Annotated in this window: 20 protein-coding genes; 7 read left to right on the top strand and 13 right to left on the bottom strand. The window is 72.5% G+C overall.

Annotated elements, in window-relative coordinates; genetic code table 11:
- Positions 1-392: 392 nt before the first annotated feature.
- The 7 genes from AC27LF_RS06675 to AC27LF_RS06645 form a co-directional block, all read right to left on the bottom strand.
- Entirely contained in the window at positions 393-839 is a 447-nt protein-coding gene (locus AC27LF_RS06675; RefSeq protein ID WP_479663518.1) for a universal stress protein, read from the bottom strand.
- A gap of 117 nt (positions 840-956) precedes the next feature.
- A complete protein-coding gene (locus AC27LF_RS06670; RefSeq protein ID WP_479663519.1) occupies positions 957-3,275 on the bottom strand; it encodes a glycoside hydrolase family 3 N-terminal domain-containing protein in 2,319 nt (772 codons plus the stop codon).
- Positions 3,272-5,206, bottom strand: coding sequence for a glycoside hydrolase 5 family protein (locus tag AC27LF_RS06665; protein ID WP_479663520.1), 1,935 nt, complete (start codon positions 5,204-5,206; stop codon positions 3,272-3,274). The genes AC27LF_RS06670 and AC27LF_RS06665 overlap by 4 nt, the downstream gene beginning before the upstream one ends.
- A 136-nt stretch (positions 5,207-5,342) precedes the next feature.
- Positions 5,343-6,392: a LacI family DNA-binding transcriptional regulator gene (locus AC27LF_RS06660; RefSeq protein WP_479663521.1), complete on the bottom strand. Its 1,050-nt coding sequence runs from the start codon at positions 6,390-6,392 to the stop codon at positions 5,343-5,345.
- Positions 6,389-7,216: a carbohydrate ABC transporter permease gene (locus AC27LF_RS06655; RefSeq protein ID WP_479663522.1), complete on the bottom strand. Its 828-nt coding sequence runs from the start codon at positions 7,214-7,216 to the stop codon at positions 6,389-6,391. The genes AC27LF_RS06660 and AC27LF_RS06655 overlap by 4 nt, the downstream gene beginning before the upstream one ends.
- Positions 7,217-7,229: 13 nt before the next feature.
- Positions 7,230-8,168, bottom strand: a complete 939-nt coding sequence (locus AC27LF_RS06650; protein ID WP_479663523.1) for a carbohydrate ABC transporter permease — start codon at positions 8,166-8,168, stop codon at positions 7,230-7,232.
- 52 nt (positions 8,169-8,220) lie between these two features.
- Complete coding sequence (locus tag AC27LF_RS06645; protein ID WP_479663524.1) at positions 8,221-9,507, bottom strand: ABC transporter substrate-binding protein; 1,287 nt, start codon at positions 9,505-9,507, stop codon at positions 8,221-8,223.
- Between the two features lie 529 nt (positions 9,508-10,036).
- Between AC27LF_RS06645 and leuD the strand changes: the two genes are divergently transcribed.
- Genes leuD through AC27LF_RS06630 form a run of 3 tightly spaced genes read left to right on the top strand, consistent with a single transcriptional unit; the run spans position 10,037 to position 11,871 of the window.
- Positions 10,037-11,239, top strand: a complete 1,203-nt coding sequence (leuD, locus tag AC27LF_RS06640; protein WP_479663525.1) for a 3-isopropylmalate dehydratase small subunit — start codon at positions 10,037-10,039, stop codon at positions 11,237-11,239.
- Positions 11,240-11,277: 38 nt separating this feature from the next.
- Positions 11,278-11,478: an MbtH family protein gene (locus AC27LF_RS06635; protein ID WP_479663526.1), complete on the top strand. Its 201-nt coding sequence runs from the start codon at positions 11,278-11,280 to the stop codon at positions 11,476-11,478.
- A 54-nt stretch (positions 11,479-11,532) separates the two neighbouring features.
- Positions 11,533-11,871: a hypothetical protein gene (locus AC27LF_RS06630; protein ID WP_479663527.1), complete on the top strand. Its 339-nt coding sequence runs from the start codon at positions 11,533-11,535 to the stop codon at positions 11,869-11,871.
- A gap of 126 nt (positions 11,872-11,997) precedes the next feature.
- On the opposite strand, the gene AC27LF_RS06625 is transcribed toward AC27LF_RS06630, so the two are convergent.
- Positions 11,998-12,870 (bottom strand): endonuclease/exonuclease/phosphatase family protein, encoded by an 873-nt coding sequence (locus AC27LF_RS06625; protein WP_479663528.1) that lies wholly within the window; start codon positions 12,868-12,870, stop codon positions 11,998-12,000.
- A 303-nt stretch (positions 12,871-13,173) separates the two neighbouring features.
- Positions 13,174-14,205: a medium chain dehydrogenase/reductase family protein gene (locus tag AC27LF_RS06620; RefSeq protein ID WP_479663529.1), complete on the bottom strand. Its 1,032-nt coding sequence runs from the start codon at positions 14,203-14,205 to the stop codon at positions 13,174-13,176.
- Positions 14,206-14,349: 144 nt separating this feature from the next.
- Here AC27LF_RS06620 and AC27LF_RS06615 point away from each other — a divergent pair, with 144 nt between their 5' ends.
- Positions 14,350-15,003: a TetR/AcrR family transcriptional regulator gene (locus AC27LF_RS06615; protein WP_479663530.1), complete on the top strand. Its 654-nt coding sequence runs from the start codon at positions 14,350-14,352 to the stop codon at positions 15,001-15,003.
- A 151-nt stretch (positions 15,004-15,154) separates the two neighbouring features.
- On the opposite strand, the gene AC27LF_RS06610 is transcribed toward AC27LF_RS06615, so the two are convergent.
- Positions 15,155-16,030: a helix-turn-helix domain-containing protein gene (locus AC27LF_RS06610; RefSeq protein WP_479663531.1), complete on the bottom strand. Its 876-nt coding sequence runs from the start codon at positions 16,028-16,030 to the stop codon at positions 15,155-15,157.
- Positions 16,031-16,273: 243 nt separating this feature from the next.
- Here AC27LF_RS06610 and AC27LF_RS06605 point away from each other — a divergent pair, with 243 nt between their 5' ends.
- Both AC27LF_RS06605 and AC27LF_RS06600 read left to right on the top strand, forming a co-directional pair.
- Complete coding sequence (locus tag AC27LF_RS06605) at positions 16,274-16,738, top strand: ATP-binding protein (protein ID WP_479663532.1); 465 nt, start codon at positions 16,274-16,276, stop codon at positions 16,736-16,738.
- Positions 16,739-17,042: 304 nt separating this feature from the next.
- Complete coding sequence (locus tag AC27LF_RS06600; RefSeq protein WP_479663533.1) at positions 17,043-17,828, top strand: SAM-dependent methyltransferase; 786 nt, start codon at positions 17,043-17,045, stop codon at positions 17,826-17,828.
- Positions 17,829-17,841: 13 nt separating this feature from the next.
- Here the strand turns inward: AC27LF_RS06600 and AC27LF_RS06595 are convergent, their stop codons facing one another.
- The 3 genes from AC27LF_RS06595 to AC27LF_RS06585 are packed head-to-tail and all read right to left on the bottom strand — an operon-like array spanning position 17,842 to position 20,676.
- Positions 17,842-18,663 (bottom strand): siderophore-interacting protein, encoded by an 822-nt coding sequence (locus AC27LF_RS06595; protein ID WP_479663534.1) that lies wholly within the window; start codon positions 18,661-18,663, stop codon positions 17,842-17,844.
- Between the two features lie 20 nt (positions 18,664-18,683).
- Positions 18,684-19,199, bottom strand: a complete 516-nt coding sequence (locus AC27LF_RS06590) for a DoxX family protein (RefSeq protein WP_479663535.1) — start codon at positions 19,197-19,199, stop codon at positions 18,684-18,686.
- A 28-nt stretch (positions 19,200-19,227) separates the two neighbouring features.
- Entirely contained in the window at positions 19,228-20,676 is a 1,449-nt protein-coding gene (locus AC27LF_RS06585; RefSeq protein ID WP_479663536.1) for an amidohydrolase family protein, read from the bottom strand.
- A 291-nt stretch (positions 20,677-20,967) separates the two neighbouring features.
- On the opposite strand from AC27LF_RS06585, the gene AC27LF_RS06580 reads away from it, so the two are divergent.
- Positions 20,968-21,786 carry an IclR family transcriptional regulator domain-containing protein gene (locus tag AC27LF_RS06580; protein ID WP_479663537.1) on the top strand — a complete coding sequence of 273 codons (819 nt, stop codon included), beginning with the start codon at positions 20,968-20,970 and terminating at the stop codon, positions 21,784-21,786.
- The last annotated feature ends 70 nt before the right edge of the window (positions 21,787-21,856 follow it).

The following is a 21,856-nucleotide window of genomic DNA, read 5'->3' as shown; positions in this document are numbered from 1 at the left end:
GCGGCACTCGCGCGTTGCGGCACTCGCGCGTTGCCGCGCGCCGCGGCCGGATCGCACCACCCAGGACCCGGGAGCCTACGGCCACCTGACACACGCTTCGGCTCCCGCTCGCTCGCTCCTTGTCCGCGGGCCGGGCCGCCGGGCGTCCGTCGCCGGACATCTACGTCCGTACGCGGAACCGGCGACGCGCGCCGACCGGATGCGGGGGCGGCGCCGACCGGATGCTGGGGCGGGCGTCGGGAGGCGGGCACGGGAGCGTCATCCGGGCACCCGCGCACCGGCGGCCGTGCCGAGTTCGCCCCACAGGGCGCCGCCCAGGGCGTGCGGGCCGGTGGCGACGGCCGTGCGGGCCGGGCCCAGTCACCGGCCCGGCCCGCACGGCCCCGCTCGCGTCAGCCCTTGTCGACGCCGGCGCCCTCGGCGGCCTCGGGCACGAGGAGGATCGCCGCGTGGCTGATGTGCGCGACGGCGTCGCTGACCCGGGGGTTGAACAGGGCTTCGAGCGAACCGCGGTGGTGCGGGCTGAGCACCAGGAGGTCCGCCTGAAACTCCTCGGCGGTGGCGGCGATGGTCGCGGCGATCTGGGTGGTCAGTCCCTCGGCGAGGGCGCCCTCGGCGTCGACGTCCGCGTCGCGCAGGGCGCGGACGGCCTCGTCGAGAACGGCCTTGGCCTCCGTGTCGTCCTCCAGAGGGACGACCGCGGCGAGCGTCGCCGTGGACGGGGCGACATGCAGGACCTTGACCTTGGCACCGGTCAGCCGGGCCATGTCACCGGCGAGCCGGACGACGGCGTGCCGGGCGGGGCTGGAGTCGACGGCGACAAGGATGCGGTGGAACATGGATCTCTCTTTCCTCTTCCGACCACCTGGTGGCGTGATCGATCATGCGCCTCAACAACGTGACGGTCCGGAAGTGTTCCGTCCGGCCGGGAGGTTTCCCCGATCTTGGCCCGGGGTTCACCTCGCCCGGAACCTTCCCGCGGGCCCGTCGATCCGCAGTCGCGCCCCCTGGGTGCGATCGGCCGAGGGACCCGTCTCCAGCAGGACCTCACCCGGCTCCACGACCTGCTCCAGGTCCCGGTCCAGCGAGGCCAGGGTGCCGGCGTCCACGGTGAAGACGGCCTCCGCGCTCGCACCCGGCGGCAGGTCGAGCGGGACGAAGCCGCGCAGTTCCCGGATGCGCGGCCATGACGTGCCGCCCGACACCCGGCGCACATACAGCTGGACCGTCTCGCGCGCCGGACGGCGGCCGGTGTTGCGGACGGTGACCCGGCAGACGAGCTTCGGGTCGTCCGCGCTCACACGGTCGCGGGACAGCCGGGGCGGTTCGTGCACGAGCGTGGTGTACGACAGGCCGTGGCCGAAGGGATGGGCGGCGCTCGCGGGCTGGTCGACGTAGCCGCGGTAGCCGTGGTCCTTGCCGTTGTAGAACACGGGCAGGTGTGCCGCCGAGCGCGGGACGGAGACCGGGAGCCGGCCCCGCGGCTCGGCACGGCCGAACAGCACGTCGGCCACGGCCCGCCCGCCCCACGGCCCCGGATACCAGGCGCTGAGCACGGCCGTCGCCGTACCCGGGTGCGCCGGCAGGGCGTGCGGACGGCCCTGGACGAGCACCACGACCGTCGCTACGCCGGTCGCCGCCACCGCCTCCCACAGCGCCGACTGCCCCTCGGGCAGCGACAGATCGGCCAGGTCGACGCCCTCCCCGCAGGTCATCCGGGACGGCGGCCCGGCGGTCACGAGCGCCGCCCCGTTGGAGTCGAACACGGTGTCCCCGGAGCGCGCGCTCGATCCGCCCAGGACCAGTACGGCGGCATCGCAGGAGGCCGCGAGCCGGGCCGCCCCTGGCACCCCGGAGACATCCCCGCCCACCAGGTCGCAGCCCCGGGCGTGCACCACCTCGGCGTCGCCGGCCGCCGCGCGGATGCCGTCCAGGACGGTGATGCCGACGCCGGGACGCTGCGGCGCGGTGTAGTCGCCGATCTGCTGGGCGACGGAGTCGGCGTTCGGTCCCAGCACCGCGATCCGGGACACCGCCGGGGACAGCGGGAGCACATCGCCCTCGTGTGTCAGCAGGGTGATCGAGGCGCGGGCCACCCGTTCGCTCAGCTCCACCGGATCGGGTCCGGCCCGGTCAGGGGGCACAGCGGGGGTGTGCGGCCGGTCGAAGAGACCCAGGCGGAACTTCAGGGTCAACACCCGGGCCACGGCGGCGTCCAGCGTCCGCTCGTCGACAAGGCCCCGCTCGACCGCCTCCCCGAGCCGGGGAAAACACCCGTCCCACAGGCTCAGGTCGCAGCCCGCGTCGAGGGCCAGCGCGCCCGCCGCCACCGGATCGCCGGTGAGCCGCACCAGCCGGTCCACCGCGCCGCCGTCCGCCATCACGATGCCGTCGAAACCCCACCGCTTTCGCAGCAGCCCCGTCAGCAGGGCGCGGCTCGCGACACACGGCAGTCCGTCGAACTCGTTGTAGGCCGCCATCACACCGGCCGCCCCGGCCCGCAGGCCCGCCCGCGCCGCCGCGAGATGGATCTCGTGCAGCTCGCGGACGCCGAGTTCGGTGGCGGCGCTGTTGCGCCCGCCGACGGTGGCGCCCTGGCCCGCGAAGTGCTTCAGGACGACGGCGACCCCGGCCCGGTCCGCGCCCTCGACCAGCGCCTCGGTCAGCCGCGCCGCCAGAAACGGGTCCTCCCCGAAGCACTCCTCGGCCCGCCCCCAACGGGGGTCGCGGACCAGGTCAAGCGCCGACACCAGGGCCACATGCCCGCCACGGGCCCGCAGTTCTGCGGCGGCGGCCTCGGCGGCATCGGCGTACAGCCGCGGGTCCCAGGTCGCGCCGACCGCCAGATTGACCGGCAACACCGTGCCGTCCAGGGCCTGGTGACCGTGCGGCATCTCCTCCACCAGCAGCACCGGAATGCCCAGCCTGCTGTGCTCGACCACATACCGCTGCACCATGGCGCCGACCCGGGCACCGTCCGCCGCCTCGATGCCCGAGCCGAAGCCGACCTGGGACCAGGCGTCGGCCCGCTGCAACCCGTACAGCGCGCCCATCCCGCCGAAGGCGGCGACCTCCGCCGTGAACGCCTCGGTCAGCCGGTGCCCGCCGTCGTCGCGCTCATAGGCGTGCCAGCCGTACATGCGCTGGTTGACCTGCCCGACCTTCTCCGTCAGCGTCATCCGGGACAGCAGATCACGCACCCGCTCCGGTATCGGCGCCGCGGGATCCCGGTAGCGGGCGCCCGGCCCGGCCGCGTCCGTCTGCGCCGCGTTCACCGCAACTCCAGGACCGCGACGCCGTACGGCTCCAGCGTGACCTCGGTGACCGGCGCACCCGAGGCCGGCACATGCAGGGTGCCGTCGCTGACCGGAGTCACCCGCAGCGTCCGCGGCGACTGGCTCACCAGCCACGCGAAGCGCCGGCCGTCCGCGTGCACCAGCAGGTCCGCCGCGACCTGCGGATCGTCCACCGTCACCGGCCGGCGCGCCCCGGCGACCTCCGCGAGCGCGGCGTACAACCGGTGCGTCCGGTCCGGGTTGGCGCCCGGGGTGCGGGCGGCCATGTGCTCCAGCGGGTAGGTGGCGAGCACCGTACGGCCCGCGCCGGTCTCGTTGACCAGCAGCGCCGGACGGCCCCGCCCGTCGACCGCGACGACTCGGCCCTCCTTGGGGACCACCGGCAGATACGCGCGGCTGTCCGCGTTGCCCGCGACCGGGAAGCGCAGCACCTCGCCCGCGCGCAGGGTGCCGAAGTCCTCCGTGAACGTCATCTCCAGCACATCGTCCTCGATCGGCTCGGCGACGCCGTACGACAACTGAAGCTCCACCCCGAACAGTCCGTCCAGGTCGTCGAACCAGGGGCCGCGGGTGACGGGGTGCTCGCCCGAGCAGAACGACAGATAGACGGTGGCGCCCGCCTCGGCCCTGCGCCACAGCTCCCGGCGGGTGCGGGCGGTGAGCTGGCGGGTGGCCGGCAGCAGATACAGCGCGGCCTCGCCGGGCAGCCCGTCGGCCTCCCGGGTCAGGGCCACCGGCAGGTCGGCGGCCCGCGCGCTGACGTAACCCTGGTGCAGGGACGTGAAGATGAGCGGCCGGTCGGCGGGCCTGCTGTAGGGGTAGCCGCGCTCCAGGAAGGCCGGCACCACCAGCGCGGCGTCGGCGTCCGCCCGGGCGCAGCGGGCGAAGTCGACCTCGCGCAGCACCTCGGCGAAGGCGGCGAGTTCGCGCAGCGGCTCCTTCGGCGCGCCCGTGCCGTCGGTGATCCCGAAGTGCATCTCGAAGGGGTGGTGGTCGTACGGGGACCGGTCCCACAGGTCGTCGTAGTCGGTGTTGTTCCAGGCGATCCAGCCGGTGGCGCCGCCGAGCAGCGAGTTGTGCAGGGTCTGCCGGTAGTAGATCCCGGCGTTGCGCGCCGAGACGGTGTCGGTGGACAGTCCGAACTCCTCCAGGACGACGGGCTGCCCGGTGACGGAGGCGAGTTCGCACTCGAAGGCGGCCCGGTAGTGCTGCCGGGTCCGGTCGGTGTCCGAGCGGTAGACGTGCGGGCCGACGAAGTCGACGTACTCGGCGGTCTCGCGCAGCGAGAAGCCGTTGTCGTTCCCGGTCACCTCGATGCCCCAAGCCCCGTCCCCGAGCGACACCGGCTGGGTGCCGCCCGCGGCGCGCACCGCGTTGCACATCGCCTGGGCCCACGCCGTGACCACGCCGGAGGACGGCGGGTCCACCTGGTAGATCCGGCCGTATCCGGGCATCTCGTTGGTGATCAGCCAGCCGGTGACCGCCGGATGGTCCTTGAAGCGGCGGGTCATCTGCGACACGAACCAGGCCTGGCGGCCCACCATCCACACGTCCTCGTACAGGTCCCGGCCGCCGCGCCAGGCCGGGTCCCAGTTCTCGCCGGACATGTGGCCGACGATGAACGTGGGCACCGTGCCCATGCCGGACTCCTGGTGCGCGTCCAGGAAGTCCCGGAAGTGTGCGCACAGCGACTCGTCGATCCGGTGCGGCTCGGGGTGGAAGTCGGGCCAGTAGAAGAAGGACCGGGTCATCGTCAGGCCGTGGTCGCGCAGGACCCGTAGTTCCTCGCGTACGGTCCTTGGGTCGTAGTCCCGCCACATCAGGGGGCCGCCGGTGCGCGACCAGAAGTTGGCGCCGAGCCAGGGCAGCACGGCGGGGTGGTGGGAGAGCTGGGCGCTGTGGCGTCGCATGGTCCTTCTCGGGTCGGTGCGGGTGCGGGGGGTGAGGGACTTCCGTGAGCGAACAGGTGCAACAGGGTGCAAAGGTGCGCAAGGGCTTTGTGGGGGGCAGGGCCGAAGGGAACGGACGGAGGGGCGGCACAGGCCCCTAGGGCAGGTCAGGGGCCGGTCCGGTGGACTCGCGGACCACCAGGCGCGGTCGGTCGCCCAGCGGCAGCTCCACGACCTCCTCGCCGCACAGGGCGAGCAGCAGCCGGGCCGCGGCGGCGCCGACGCGCTGCACCTGCTGGTCGACGGTGGTGAGCCGGGGGTGCAGCCAGCGGCCGAGCGGCAGATTGTCGTAGCCGACCACGGACAGGTCCCGCGGCACGCCGAACCCGGCGCGCTGCGCGGTGCCGATGCCGCACACGGCCATGGAGTCGTTCGCGTACACGATCGCCGTGGGGCGGCCCTCGGCGGCCAGCAGCGCCTCGGTCGCGCCGACCGCCGACCGCTCGGTGAAGTCGGTGTGCAGCACGGCGAACGGCCGCAGCTCCGCCGCCTTCAGGGCCGACTCGAACGACTGCCGGCGCAGCCGGGTGTGCTGCAGCTCCGCCGGGCCCGCCACATACGCGATCCGGCGGTGGCCGAGGCCGACCAGGTGCTCCACCACCTCCCGGACCCCGGCGCCCTGCTGTCCCAGGCCGACACGCGGTACGCCGGTGGAGCCGTCCGGCGCGCCGAGCAGCACCGCGGGCAGCCCGAGCCGGGCCAGCAGGGCGGGCCGGGAGTCGTCGGCGCGCGCGTCGGTCAGCACGGCGCCGTCCACCCGCCCCTCGGCGGCGAACCGCTCGTACAGGGCGTTCTCCTCGCGTGGATCGGTGACCAGATGCAGCACCAGGCCGTAGCCGCGCGGCGCCAGTTCGCCCTCTATGCCGGTGATCAGCTCGCTGAAGTGCGGGTCGGCGCCCAGGACGTCGGTGGGCCGCCGCACCACCAGCGCCAGCGCACGGGTGCGGGCGCTGCGCAGGGCCGCCGCGGACACGCTGGGGGACCAGCCGAGTTCCACGGCCGCGTCCAGGATGCGGCGCCGGGTGGCCTGCGACAGCCGCCCCTTGTCGTTGAACGCCTGCGAGACCGCGGCGGTCGACACCCCGGCCGCCGCCGCCACCGCCTTGATGGTGGGCCGCCGGCCCGCCTTCCGTGCCGCCTCGCTCACAGCTTGACCGCCCCGTTGACCAGTGCCTGCTGCATCCGCTTCTGGAGGACCGTGTACACCACCCACACCGGGACGAGGGTGAGGACGGTGCCCGCGGTCAGCACACCGTAGTCCGTGCCGGTGATGGACTTCAGTGTGGGCAGGGCGACTTGGACGGTGCGCTGCGCCGGGTCCGGGCCGATGATGACCAGCGAGTACAGGTACTCGTTCCAGAACGTCAGGAAGTTCAGCAGCAGCACGGTCGCGATGCCGGGCAGGCACATCGGCGTGTACACGTGCCGCAGCACCGCGTAGGTCGACGCACCGTCCATCCGGGCGGCCTCCTCCATCTCCCGCGGGACGGTCCGCATGAACTGCACGAGGATCACCACGGACAGCGGCATCGCGGTGGCCGGCAGGAACAGCACCATGAAGGTGCGGGTGTGGAAGAGACCGGTCGCCGCCGCCAGCAGGAAGGTGGGGAACAGGGCGGCGAAGGTGGGGATGAGGAAACCGAGCGAGAACACCTTCTCGACCGCCGCGGCCCACCGCCCCGTGGAGCGGGCCAGCGCGAAGGCGGCGGGCACGGCGAGCAGCAGGGTCAGCGCCAGCGAAACAACCGTCACCACGGCCGAGTTGACGACGGCGAGCCCGAGGTCGGCGCCGCTGAACGCCGTGCTGAAGTTCCCGAAGGAGAACGACGAGGGCAGCGCGAAGGGGCGGCCGAAGATCTCGTCGTTGGTCTTGAACGCGGAGACGACGAAGTAGTACAGCGGCACGACGAGCAGCACCGCGTACGTCCACACCAGCACATGGGCGGCAAGCCAGCGTTTGCCGAGCTTCATGGGGCTGCTCCGATCAGTAGGTCTGCCGGAAGGCGCGGCGGATGCCGAGCAGCCCGACGAGTCCGGCGAGGAAGAGGATGACGCCGACGGTCTGGCTGTAGCCGAGATCGGCGGCGATGAACGCCTTCTGGTAGACGAGGAACGACAGGGTGGTCGAGGAGGTGCCGGGGCCGCCCTGCGTCAGCAGCAGCACATGCTGGGCGGAGCCGAACAGCGTCCACAGGAACTGAAGCATCGTCACCACACCGACGTAGTCACGGATCACCGGGAAGTGGATCGCCCACATGGTCCGCCAGTGCCCGGCGCCGTCCAGCTGAGCCGCCTCACCCAGTTCGTCCGGCACACTGTTCAGCCGCGCCGCGAACAGCACCGCCGTGAACCCGATCCCGCTCCAGACGTCCAGCGCGATCAGACAGGCCAGCGCCGTCGACGGGGAGGCCAGCCAGGCATCGGTGAGCGAGCCGAGACCCAGCCCCTTCAGGGCGCCGTTGAGCAGTCCGTCCGGCGACAGCGCGGCGTAGAACACCATCGCCTTCGCGGGCGTGGAGATCAGCCCCGGGACGAACAGCAGATACCGGATGATCCGGTGGCCCGGCGGGCGCTGCGCCACGTAGTAGCCGAGCATGTACGCGCAGGCGATCATCACGGGCAGGGCGACGGCCAGTTGGACCGCGGTGTTGCGTGTCGCGTCCCAGAACACCGGGTCGGCGAGGACCGTGCGCACATTGCCGAGACCCGCGAACGACACCGGTTGCAGCATGCCCGGCCAGTGCAGGGCCGCGATCACGAAGATGGCGAGCATCGGCCCGACCATGAACACCAGATACCAGGCCAGGGCCGGCACGGCCAGGACGGTGCCGCCCTGCCGCGGGCCGCCGCGGCCCGTGCGCGGGGAGGGCGGGGCGGTGCGGCGGGCCACGCCGGTGCCCGGTGGTGACGTCAGCGTCGTCATGCGAGGACTCCCGTGGACGGGGGCTTGGGGAACGGGGGAGCGGGCCGGCGGCTCATGCGGACCGGTACGCGGCTTCGAGCAGGGCGCGGACCTCGGCCGCGCCGGTGCCCCGCGTGAAGGCGGTGCTGGTGGCGGTGATCAGCGGCTGGGTGGCGGCGGGCGGCACATACACGTCGGGCAGCAGGACCTGGCTGACGTCGCCGCCGAGCCGCTGCGCCGCGGCGACCAGCGGGAAGCCGGTGCTGACGGTGTCCGTGCGCACGGCCATGTCCCGGCCGCTCTCGGTGACGAACCGGGAGACGGTGTCCGGGCGGTACATGAAGCGCAGGAACCTCTCGACGTGCCCGATCTTGCGCACGCCGTTCGGGCTGATCCAGAACCCGATGAGGGTGAAGGCCCGGATCACGGTCGGCCTGTCGTGCGCGGCGCCCGGCGCCAGCGGCCAGCCGCCCACCTCGGTGTGCCGGGCCACCTCCTCGGGCACCTTCGCCAGCGCCGACGACATCGCCGACTGGATCGCCGCGGCCCCGGTGTTGAACTGCGTCGTCATCGAGTCGGAGGTCAGGCCCTGTGCCTTGTCCGCGAACACGCCGGCGTCGCGCAGTGCCACGAAGTAGTCGATGCCGTCGCGCACCGCACGGCCGCCGAAGTCCCCCGTCGAGTAGACGTGCCGGGCCTCGTCCTCGGTGAGGTAGGTCTGGATGATCTGCGCGAGCAGCTTCTGCCCGGTCCAGTCGTTGCCGCCGACGGTGACGGGGGCGATGCCCTTGGCGCGCAGCCTGCGGGCGGCGGCGATGAGCTGGTCGCCGGTGGTGGGTACGGCATCGACGCCGGCCCGCTCCAGCAGCGCCCGGTTGTAGGCGACCGGCCAGTTGGTGGCGAAGTACGGGAAGGCCCGCACCCGCCCGCGGGCATCGGTCCACGCCGCCAGCGCGGCGGGCAGCACGCGCTCGCGCAGCCCCCACCGATCCAGGTACGGGCCGACGTCGACCGTGGCGTCCACGTCCGTCCAGGCCAGCGTCTTGTCGTACAGGTTGACCATGACGACGTCGGCCTCCTTGCGGGCCAGGCGCGAGGTCTCGTAGACCTGGCCCAGGTCGTCGCCGTTGATCAGGTTCTTCACCTTCAGGCCCGGGTTCTCCTTGCGGAAGCGGTCCAGCGCCGAGAGATAGGTGGGGGAGCCCGGAGCCGTCGTACCCAGCTGGGTGTGGACGACCAGGGTGTCCGGATCGGAGTCCGCCGCGGCCAGCGACGAGCAGCCGGCGAGGGCGGGCAGGGCGGCCGCGGCGAGGCCGGAGCCGGCGGCGAGAAGGCCGCGCCGAGTCAGCGAGGAGCGCACAGCGGGATGTCTCCAACCAGACGGTTAATGATTGGTTAATCGATGTACCTCGGGAGGTGCGAGGACATTAGGAGCCCCACCGCCCCAGGTCAACCCCTTGACACGGGGAACTTTCGCGGGCCGCGTGGCCCGCGGTGGCCGCCGCGGACACCGGTCCGCGCGCTGCCCCGTGCGGGGTCAGCGTGCCGACGTGCCGTCATGGGCCGCCTTACGACGACGGCATGGCTTGCGCGCTGTTCGCCGCCGTCCCGGTCAACGGTCGGGCGACGGCGCCGGGTTGGTGTGAGCGGGTTGGGACAGAGGGCGCCGGGTTGGTGTGAGCGGGTTGGGACAGGGGGCGCCGGGTTGGTGTGGGCAAGTTGGGACAGGGGGCGCCGGGTTGGTGTGGGCGGGTTGGGGCAGGGGGCGCCGGGTTGGTGTGAGCGGGTTGGGGCAGGGGGCGCCGGATCGGTAGGAGCGGGTAGGGGCAGGTGGCCGCCGGGTTGGTACGAGCGGGTTGGGACAGGGGCCGCCGCGCGGTGAGCCGGCGGTGTCGTGGCCGATACCCGACACCGAACGGCAGCCCGACTGGATCCACGACGTGACCGACCAGGGCGTCGGTGTCGCCAAGTTCGACCTGGGCCTGAGCATCCAGCAGCGCGACGGGCGGCTGCGGTACGTCTTCGAATACAGCACCAACCTCTTCGAGGGGCACACCGTCGCCCGCATGGGCGAACACCTGCGCACCCTGCTGGCGGCCGCCCTTGACGCACCGCACACGCCCGTCGCCCGGCTGCCACTGCTGTCCGCCGCCGAGCACACCCGGATCCTTGAGGCACGCAACGCCACCTGCGACCCGGACACGCTGCGCCCCGTCTGCCTGCACGACCTGTTCACGGAACAGGTGCGGCGCACCCCCGACCGGATCGCCCTGTCCTACGAGGACGAGCAGCTGACCTACGCGGAGCTGGACCGGCGCGCAGGCCGGCTCGCCCGGACGCTGCGCGGACACGGCGTCGGCCCCGAGACCCGCGTCGGCGTCTGCATGCACCGGTCCCTCGACCTGGTCACCGCGCTGCTCGCCGTCCTCAAGGCCGGCGGCGCCTACCTGCCGCTCGACCCCGACCATCCGCGCGAACGGCTCGCGTTCACCGCCGAGGACGCCGCCGTACTGCTCGTCCTGGTGCACACCGACGACATCGTGCCCGCCCGGTTCCTCAAGTCGATCCGCCGCACCGGTTTCGCGCCGCACCTGTTCGCGAACTGGCGCTACCTGGAGGACGGCCGCACACCCCATCCGGGGTTCCCGCTCAACGAGCCCCGCTACGAGGGCGCCAGCGTCCTCGTGGCGGGCGAGAACTTCGGCTGCGGGTCCTCCCGCGAGCACGCGCCCTGGTCGCTGCGGGAGTACGGCTTCCGGTGCGTCATCGCGCCGAGCTTCGCGGACATCTTCCACAACAACTGCTTCAACAGCAGCATCCTGCCGGTGCGGCTCCCGGCCCTTGAGGTGGAGGCGATCGCCACGTCCCTGACGGACGGCGCCGTACCGACACTGCGCATCGACCTGCCGGCCCAGTCGGTGACGACCGCGGACGGACGGCTCTTCCGTTTCGAGATCGACCCGTTCAAGAAGGCCGCCATGACCGAGGGCCTGGACAACATCGGCTGGACCCTCTCCCACAAGGACCAGATCCTCGCCTACGAGGAGCGGCGCAGGCAGGAGGCGCCCTGGCTCTTCCCCGAGACCGCCTGACCCGACACGCCGACGACGACACCAGCAGGAGAACGTCAGTGGAAGCACAGCAGATGAAGGTTCTCGTCAACGACGAGGAGCAGTACTCCCTGTGGCCGGGCTATCTCGCCGTCCCCGCCGGCTGGACGGAGACCGGGACCGTCGGGTCGAAGGAGGAATGCCTGGCCTACGTCAAGGAGGTCTGGGTCGACATGCGGCCCAGGAGCCTGCGCGAGCAGATGGCCAAGTCCGAGGGCTGACCGGCCCGTTCACCCATCCGTCAACAAGCACCAACGGCGCCCAAGGAGCCAGTCATGGACGAACTCATCGAACGTCTCCGCGTCGAGGGGCAGAAGGTCGTGGTCGGCGGCCCCGCCCCCTCGGTGCAGGACTTCCAGCGGCGTATCACCGAGATGGGATACGTCTTCATCAAGTTCCCCGACTCGCGCGGCGGCACGGACCTCGGCGTGCGCGTCGATCAGACGGCCACCGAACTGGGCGGGGCCGACTTCGCGCAGGGCACCGGCAGCGTGCACATCGAGGGGACGCTGACCCTCAACACCGTGAAGGTGCGCTGCGTCGCCGACATCGAGCTGTCCTCGCTCAGCGGTGCCGGACACCTGGTCGCGCTTGAGGCCGAGACCGTCGGATAGCGCCGTGCGCCGATGGCCTCGCCGGCCCGGCGAGGACCGGCCCCCGGCGGCGGACGAGCACACCGGCTCGTCCGCCGCCCGCCGCGTCCGCGCGGCGACGCGGCCGGGCACGCGAGCCGTCCCGGGTCAGCGACCGTGCCGCCGGACCAGCAGGTCGGCGACCACCGGCCGGTGGTCCGACGCCTCGGTGGCGACCTCGTGCGCGCCGGTCACGGTGACCTCGGGCGAGACGGCCACCAGGTCGATGCGGGAGACCGGGTCGATCGCCGGGTAGGTCTTGCCGCCGCTGGGTGCCGCGTCCGCCAGTGGCCCCCACAGCTTCGCCAACTCAGGAGCGCCCGCCTCGGCGTTGAAGTCACCGACGAGGACCTTCGGCCCCCGGTCCGCGGCGAGGATGCCGAGCATGTCGTCCACCTGGGCGCGCCGGATCGCGGGGTCCGTGCGGTAGTCCAGGTGGGTCGAGTAGAAGTGCACGAGGGTGCCGCGGGCCCGGACCGTCACCTCGGCGAAGCCGGGCGCGGGAGCGGGCACGGGATCGGGGACCTGGGTGGACAGCCGGGTGATCTCGTGGTTCTCGGCGGCGGCCACCGGAAGGCGGCTGAGCACCGCCACCCCGTACTGCCGCCGCCCGGTGTGCTCCGCGGCGGGCGGCAGGTCGTAGATCGGGGCGAAGTAGGCCCGCATGCCCAGCCGTTCGGCGAGCTGCCTCGCCTCGTCGGCGAAGTCGCTGCGCGCACCCCAGTGCACGTCGACCTCCTGGAGGCCGATCACATCGGCGCGCAGGCCGCGGATCGCCGCCGCGGTGCGGTCGAGGTCGAAGACCCCGTCCTGCCCGGCTCCGGCATGGATGTTGTACGTGGCCACGCGCAACGGCACGGCAGACGCGGCCGGCGGGTCCGCCGAGGCCGCGCCGGGCGATGCCGCGCCGAGCGTGGCGGCGGCGCCGAGCAGAGCGGCGAGCAGGGCGCGACGAGCGGACCGTCGGGTGCTGCGATTCACACAAACCTCCGGATCTGAGTACGGCGGGCCCGCGCTCGACGAGGCGCGCGGTCCCCGGCCCGAGCGGGGGTGAGTATGCCCCGCAACACGCCCACCCGGGAGCCCACGCACCTGCGTGACCGCCCCAACGGGGCGCGGGGAACCGCGCGCTCAGCCAAGACGCTCCCGCACCCGGGGCACAGCTGGAGGGCATGGGTCAGCGTGGGCGCCCCAAAGGGGCGCGGGGAACTGCGCGCTCAGCCACGACGCTCCCGCACCTGAAGAACCGACGCGCCCCCAGCGAAGCCCCCCGCAGGGGGTGGTTCACGGCGTGAGGACCACCTTGCCGGCGACGGTGCCGGACTCGGCAAGCCGCATGGCCTCGGCGACCCGGTCGAGCGGCAGCTCCGCCGCGATCCGCGGAGCGATGTCCCCGCGTCGCAGGGCGGCGAAGACCTCGGTCAGATCGGCGCGCAGCCGGGCCCGGAACCGCTCCTTGGCCAGCCCCTTCCCGGCCCAGATGTTGAAGAAGTAGGCGCGGCGTCGGTTGGGCAGCGCGTTCCACAGCCACACCCGGCCGAGCAGCTTGAGCACCGGCAACTGCTGGGACCCCGTGTCGTCGCGGGTGGCGGCGGTGCCGTAGGAGACGAGCGTGCCGCCGGGCGCGAGCAGCCGCCAGGAGTCGACGATGCCGGGGCCGCCGACGTGGTCGAAGACGGCGTCCACCCCACCGGGGGCCAGCGCGCGCACCTGCGCGGCGACGCTCCCGGAACGGTAGTCGACGGGCGTGACGCCGCCGGCCCGCAGGGCGTCGTGATGGCGTACGGACGCGGTGCCGATCACCCGCACGCCCGCGGCCTGGGCGAGCTGCACCAGGACCGAGCCGACGCCGCCGTTGGCGCCGTGCACCAGCACGGTCTGCCCGGCGCGGACGCGGGCCTTGCGGTGCAGCATCTGCCAGGCGGTGATCCCGTTGACCACCAGCGTCTCGGCCTCCGCCGCGCCGACGCCGTCGGGCACAGGCACCACGTCCGCGGCGTCGACGAGCACATGGCTCGCCCAGCCGCCCACCTTGACCAGCGCGGCCACCCGCGTGCCGGTCAGCCCCCGCCCGACCCCCTCGCCGGCCGCCGCCACGGTGCCGACCAGGTCGTAGCCGGGCACGAACGGGAACGGGGGCTGGTCGAAGTACCGGCCGCGGCGCATCTGCTGCTCGGCGAAGGAGACCCCGGTCGCCTCCATCCGGATCAGCACCTGACCCGGGCCGGGCGCCGGGACCGCGCCGTGCCGGAGCCGCAGCTGCTCCGGCTCCACCTTGCCCGGCAGGACGACCTCGGTGAGCTGTTCGGCGTTCATGGCGACCTCCACCGCTTGAATAAGTAGCCTTCGCGTTCGTTAGAAGTTGTAACGCGACGACCCGGGGGACGTCAATCGGATGCCGTGATAGCTTCTAACTGAATCTTCGGTGTGTAGCTCGGCGGCGTGGAGGGGTGGCAGATCATGACGGAAACGGACACCAAGACCCCGCGCGAGCGCTACCGCGCCCAGGTGCGCGCCGAGATCAAGGAACGGGCGTGGGAGCAGATCGCCGCCGCGGGCGCGTCCGCCCTCTCGCTCAACGCGATCGCCAAGCGGATGGGGATGAGCGGACCGGCGCTGTACCGCTACTTCGCCGGCCGTGACGAGCTGATCACCGAACTGATCAGGGACGCGTACCGCAGCCTGGCCGACGCCTTCGGCGAGGTCGCGCGGTCCGGGCCGGGCGCCGACCTGGCGGCGCTCGCGCAGGCCCTGCGCGGCTGGGCGCTGGCCGATCCCCAGCGGTACTTCCTCGTCTACGGCACCCCCGTGCCGGGCTATCACGCGCCCGACGACACCACCGCGATCGCGTCCGAGATCATGACGTTCCTGCTCGACGCCTGCGCCGAACTGCCCTCCGGGGGCCGGGAGAGCCCGTTCGACCGGCACATCGAGGAACACCGTCAGTGGGCGGACGGCCATCCCGCCCTGCCGGCGGCCCTGCACCGGGCCCTGTCCTTCTGGACCCGGCTGCACGGCCTGCTGTCCCTGGAACTGGCCGGCCACTTCACCGGCATGCGCTTCGACCCCGAACAACTGTACGCAGCAGAACTGACCGACCTACTCTCCCCCTAACGCCCCCGAAGGGCCGCGGGGAACTGCGCGCTCAGCCCCGGCAAACCCGCAGACGAGACCCGGCGTATCGGCCCCCGAGGGGGCGCGGGGAACTGCGCGACCAGCCACAACAATGCCGCGGACGAGGTCCCGCACACCGCTGAGCACCAGGTCAGAACGACGTTCGCAGCGCACTGAGCAGCGACTCCGTCCGACGCGCCGAGGCGGCCTGCGCGCCGAGGCGGTCCAGCGCCTCACGGTGTGCGACGACGTCCTCGCGTCTGTCGAGGCTGGCGGACCCGGTCAGACCGAAGCGCCAGACGATGTCCGGCAGTTCCCGGGCCCGGAACCGGAAGAGATGGAACGCGCCGGCGTGCATCGCGGGATGCGGCCCGTTCTGGAACGGCATGATCTGCACCGTCACATGCGGCAGCCGGTTCACCTCGATCAGGCGGTCCACCTGGGCGCGCATGACGTCCGGTCCGCCCACCGGCCAGCGGAAGACCGTCTCGTCCATGATCACCCACAGCCGCGGGGGCGCCTCGCGGGACAGGATCTCCTGGCGGCGCAGACACATCGCGACCTTCCGTTCGTTCGCCTCCTCAGGGGCGTGCGGAGCGTCGGAACGGGCCAGCGCCCTGGCGTAGTCGGCGGTCTGGAACAGCGGATGGACGAACTGGGCCTCATAGCCGCGGATCTGCTGTGCCGCCTGCTCCAGGCTCAGATACGAGGGCAGCCACTCCGGAACGACGTCCCGGAACTCGTGCCACCAGCCGTGCACGTTGGCCTGGCGTACCGAACCCAGGAATTCGTCGATTTCCTGCTGGTCCGTCACACCATAGGTACGCAGCAGTTTCTCGGTCTCCGCGAGACGGAGCCGCGCCACCTTCGCCGCCTCCATGCGGCGGATCGTCGAGTGGCTCACCCCGATCGCGGCGCCGGCCTCCTCGAAGCTCAGACCGGCACGGCAGCGCAGCTCCTCCAGCTGTTTTCCGAGGATCATCCGCAGTACGGAGGGCGCTCCGCCCCAGTCGGTTGCCGAGGTCATGCGATTCCCCTCAGGGACATGCTCCGAGCAGTGCGATCAACCTTTACTCCAGTAAAGCACGCCCTGTCATTTTGAAATGTGCAGATTGCTGGTTGCACAAATGATCCTCCGGTGCGACGCTGGTTGGGTCAGACATGTCCGCCGACGGCCGGGCCCGGCGAGAGACCTCGCCGACCGCGTGTCGACACCGACGCGAAACGGACCTGCCCGACCACGGCGCAGCCAGGCGAAGGGCGTACCGCAATGGCCTTGCTCCCTCTCCCGCATCCGGCCATGGGGTGTGCGGCTCACGGGCCGGCCCCCCGTTCCGAGGAGTTCGGTCTGCCGGCCGGGGCGGCCTGTGTCGCGCAGGCCCGCTGCCTCGTCGGCACCCTGCTGGCCGGGTGGGGCCTCGCTGACGAGCCGGCCGACGACGCGATCCTGGTCCTGTCGGAACTCGTCACCAACGCGATCGCCCACTCCGGCGGCAGCCGGATCACCTGCCGGGTGCAGGTGCGCGGCGAGCGGGTGCGGATCGAGGTGGAGGACGAGCGGCGCGCCGCGAGCGTCCCGGCGGTGCGTGAGCCGGACGCGGACGACCAGGGTGGGCGCGGCCTGCTGCTGGTGAGCAGGCTCAGCGACGCCTGGGGCGTGGGCGAGGCGGCCGACGGCAAGGGCCGCGTCGTCTGGGCGGACCTGGAGTGCGGCGGAAACGAGACCAAGGACTGAGTGCGGCCGGCCGGCGTGCCACGGTGGCAGGGGTGCCGGTGTGCCGGAACGGCCGGCGCGGCAGTCGTAGAGGCGGGGAGCGGGGGGGCGGGGGAGCGGGGCAGCAAGGAGCGTCACGCCGCGGAACGGGCGACGAAAGAACGTGACCCCGGTCGTCCGGATCCGCGCAGGTCATCGTCGCCCCGGACGCCGTCGGGCGGAAGGGGCCGCGGAGCCGCCCCCATGCGTTCCCGCGGGTGCGCCGGTGTGCCAGACTTCGGTGATCGCCAGTGCTCACTGGTCCACCTGAGCGACGGAGTCCGTCATGACGACCGGCACCCCCGGCCCCCGCAAGATCGACACGAGCAAGGCACACCCCGCGAGGGTCTACGACTGGTTGTTGGGAGGCAAGGACAACTACCCCGTGGACGAGGCGGTGGGCGAGAAGCTGCCGCCCGAGGCCCATGACGCCGCCCGGCAGAACCGTGAGTTCATGCACCGCGCGGCGGCCTGGCTCGCCGAGCAGGGCATCGACCAGTTCCTCGACATAGGCACCGGCATTCCCACGGAGCCGAACCTGCACCAGATCGTCCAGCGGGTCCTGCCGACCGCGAAGGTCGTCTACACGGACAACGACCCGATCGTGCTCGCGCACGCGGAGGCGCTGCTGGTCAGCCGTCCCGAGGGCGCCACCGACTACATCGAGGCGGACGTGCGCAGGCCCGAGGAGATCATCGAACACGCCCGGGGCGTGCTCGACTTCGAGCGCCCCATCGCCATGTCGCTGATCGCGCTGATGCACTTCATCCCCGACGACCAGGAACCGTACGGCATCGTGCGCAATCTGCTCGACGCGCTTCCCTCGGGCAGTTACCTGGTCCTCTCGCACGCCGCCTCGGACCTCTTCGTGGAGCAGTCCCGGAAGGTGACGGAGGAGTACGCCAAGGGCGGCATCCGGCTCGGTTTCCGCACCCGCGCGGAGGTCGCCCGCTTCTTCGACGGCCTTGACCTCGTGGAGCCGGGCGTGGTCACGGCTCCCGAGTGGTTCCAGTCGGCGCCGCCCGCGCCCGAGGAGAGCGGTATCTACGCCGCCGTGGCCCGCATCCCCTGACCGGGGCCGCCGGTCAGGCGGCGGCCTCGGCCGCCTCGTGCTTCCAGAAGCCCGAGAACGTGATGCGGTCCTTCGGCAGGCCCGCCCGGTGCAGATGCCTGCGCCCCTCGGTGGCGAGGCCCGACTCGCCGACCACGAAGGCGTAACCGGCCGCGTCGGCGGGAGTGTGCCGCAGGAGTTCGCCGAGCGCGGCGGTGCCGGGTACGGCGCCGCCGCCGTCGCGGACCACCCAGGTGACGTTCATCCCGGCCGGCGCGTCGAGTTCGCGTACGTCCCCGGCGGTGGGCACTTCCTGGATGAGCCGCCCGACCGTGTCGCGCGGCAGGGACCGCAGGATGCCCGTGCTGGCGGGCAGACCGGTCTCGTCGGCCACGACAAGGACCTCGGAGGCGTCCGGCGGGCAGTCGAACAGCAGGCCCTGGTCCAGCAGGGCGAGCGCGTCGCCCGGCCGGGCGCGGCACGCCCAGATCGCGGCCCTTCCGTCGAGTTCGCCGGTCGGGCCGAGGTGCACGACGAAGTCGATGTCCATCTCCGCCGCGTCGGGGCGGAAGTCGGCCACGGTGTAGTTCGCGCAGTGCGGCCGTTCCTCGTCCGGGATGGCCAGATACGGCTGCCACCAGCGTGACCCGGTGAACTCCGGCAACCGCAGCCGGTGCTGATGGGGCAGTTGGAGGAACAGGCGGAACCAGTGGTCGTAGCCCCGCCACGGAAACTCGCCGAGGTCCGCGCCGGTGACGGTCACACGGTGCATGGACGGGGAGACACGCTCGGTGCGCACGACCTCGGCGCGGAACATGCGGGGGTGCTGCGGCATCAGTCGAGGAATCTTCGCCATGAAGGAAGGTTAGCCTAACTTTAGTTAGGTTGGGCCTTGCTTCTCGCGCGCAGCACCCGGGCCCGGGCCGCGAGAGGTGCGGCGGCGGCCAGCAGACCGGCCGCGAGGGCCGCCGTGCCCCAGCCGGTGCCGGACGCCCACGCAAGACCGAGGGCGGCATCCAGCGACCAGGGCCCCGGCCCGGTGAAACCGAGCACCGCCGCCACCGCCCCGTACCAGAACGGCACTTCACAGCCGCCGCGTTGGGCCCAGAAGCCCTGGGGCGAGGTCGCCACGGCCGCCACCGTCATGGTGCCGACGACGACCGCGCACCCGCCGGGCGTCAGCAGCCCGAGCGCGATCGACGCGCCGCCCGCCAACTCCGCCAGGCCGGCGGCCGCCGCGAGCCGTGCGCCGGGCACGAACCCCCACCGCTCGAACACGGCCCCCGTGCCCGCCGGGCCCGCTCCGCCGAACCAGCCGCGCAGCTTCTGCAGCGCGTGCCCGCACAGCAGACCGGCCAGCAGTATCCGCAGCAGGAGCAGTCCCACGGTCATCGAAGCGGCCCTCCGTCCGTGCGCCGGCTCACCGGCCGTGGGTCGTGGCGCTGCGGTAGTCGGTGTAGGTGTAGGGATTGTCGAGGACCCTCGTCTCGGGAACGTCCGGGTTCATGCCCCTGCGCCAGTCCGCCTCGCCCAGCGCCGACCGCAGGTGCTCGACGGTCCGCTCGACCTCGCGCCGTACCGCGGCCAGGTCGATGCCGAGCAGACGGTGCTCGTGCTTGACCACGCGGCCGTCCACGACCACGGTGTGCACATCGCCGCGCTGCGCCTGGAAGACCACATGGCCATAGGGGTTGAGCACCGGGAACGCGACCGGTGAGTGGTCGTTCTTCAGCAGCACCAGGTCGGCCTTCTTGCCCGCCTCGACGCTGCCCAACTCGTCGGCGCGGCTAAGGGCCCGGGCCCCGCCGAGGGTCGCCCACTCCACCACCTGATCGGCGCGCAGGGCGCAGTGGGTGACCGTCTCCCCCTTGGCGTGCGCCTCCAGGTGCTCGCGGGCGCGGTCGGCGCCGAGCGTGCTGCGCATGGCGGAGAACAGGTCCCCGCTCCACCACACACTGGTGTCCATCGACAGCGAGACGGGGATGCCGTACGAGCGCAGCGCCCAGGTCGTCGGATAGCCCTGGCCCGCGCTCTGCTCGCTCTCCGTGGACACCGACACGGAGCCGCCCGTCGCCGCGATGCGCTGGTAGGAGTCGGCCGACAGGGACGAGGCGTGCACATAGACCGTCTCGGGCGTCATGAAGCCGTGCTCGTGCATGAGCCGGATGCCGTCGTCGCCGGTGGCGCCCCAGACACCGGCGTGGGTGGTGACGGCGACGCCGAGTTCGCGTGCCACTTCGAAGGCCGGTCTCTCGGGGAAGGCGGGGTCGCCCGTGACGTCGAAGGCCAGTTGCAGGCCGAGCAGGTCGTCACCGGTGATCCGGCGGCGCACGAAGTCCCGGAACTGCGGTGCCGCGGTCCATTGCGCCGGGGCCTGCTGGATATTGCCGTAGGCGAGCACGTACCGGCCGGGCACCGCCCGCAGCGCGTCCACCGCGGCGTCCGCGTGGTCGACCGTCCGCAGCCCGTGGGACCAGTCCACGACGGTGGTCACCCCCGCGTCCAGCGCCTCCACGGCGGCCAGGAGGTTCCCGGCGTGCACGTCCTCGGGGCGGAACACCGTGCCGTGTTCGAGGTAGTACCAGACGAAATACTGGGTGAGGGTCCAGTCGGCGCCGTAGCCGCGCATCGCCGTCTGCCACATGTGCCGGTGCGTGTCGATCATGCCGGGCATCAGGATGCCGCCGCCGGCGTCGATCTCCGCGGTCCCGTCCGGGACGGCGAGCCGCGGGCCGACCGCGCTGATCCGGTCGCCGGTCACGAGGACGTCGGTGTCCGTGAGCACCCGGCGGGCCCGGTCCATGGGCAGCACCGTGCCGCCGCGGAAGACGACGGGACGGCCCGGTCGGAACGAGGTGGACTGGCTCATCTGTGCATCTCCCGCTCCTGTCACGCGCATTCGTGGCGGACGAGTGTCCGTATGGCGGCGGTGTGCTTGCTGCCCGATGGTGTTCGGGCGGACGCTGCGATGTCAATACCGGGTACGGCGCGAGCCTCGGCGCGCTTCGGGCACCGGCGTCCGCTCTGCGGTCGGCCGTGGCCCGCTCCGGTGCGTGGGCCGGGGCCGGATGCCGGTCTCGCTGCGTAGAGTGCTTGAGTGACGCCGTCCGCACAGCGGACGGCCGCCGCCGCTGCCGTGACACCGACAGGAGGAGTTCTCATGCCCCGCGAAGGAACCGGGCCCGACTTCATCGAGGCGCTGGCCCGAGGTCTTGAGGTGATCACGGCGTTCCGGCCCCAGCAGCCCGTGATGTCGCTGACCGATGTGGCGGCGGCGACCGGCCTTGCCAGGCCGACCGTACGGCGCATCCTGCTCACCCTGGCCGAACTGGGCTATGTACGCCATCAGTCCGGCGGTTTCGCGCTCACCCCGCGCGTCCTCGACCTCGGCGTCGCCTACGTGCGCTCGATGGGACTGTGGGACGTGGCCAGGCCGCACCTGGAGCGGCTGGTCGAACGCACCGGTGAATCCTGCTCGATCGCCCAGCTCGACGGCTCGGACATCGTCTACGTCGCCCGGGTCTCCGTGCCGAAGATCGTCACCCTCGCCGTGCAGATCGGCACCCGCTTCCCCGCGCTGCCCACCTCGCTCGGCAAGGTCCTGCTGGCGGCGCTGCCGCCGGACGAGGCCGCCCGGATCCTCGCCGAGCCGAGCCGGTCGGGGCTGCGGCCCGTGTGGCAGCCGGACCGGGCCGAGTGGGAGGCGGAGCTGCGCGAGGTGCGCGCCCGGGGCTGGGCGCTGACCGATGAGCAACTGGCGCGGGGCATCCGCTCGGTGGCCGCCCCGCTGCGGGACGGATCGGGGCGGGTCGTGGCGAGCGTCAACGTCAACTCGCACGCCGCGGAGACCTCGGTCCAGGCGCTCCTCGACGACCACCTGCCGCTCCTGCTGCAGACCGCCGGCGAGATCAGCGGGGACTTCGCCCGCCTCCAGTCCGCGCCGCACACCACCCGGACCGGTGCGGTCACGCTGCCTTGACGCGCCCGCGGTGTGCGCCACAGAATCGCCGGACGGACGAACGTCCGCCAAGCGGACAGAGAGGCAGGGC

The sequence above is a fragment of the Streptomyces diversicolor genome (assembly GCF_057537855.1).
This window is presented reverse-complemented; position numbering and strand designations above follow the sequence as displayed.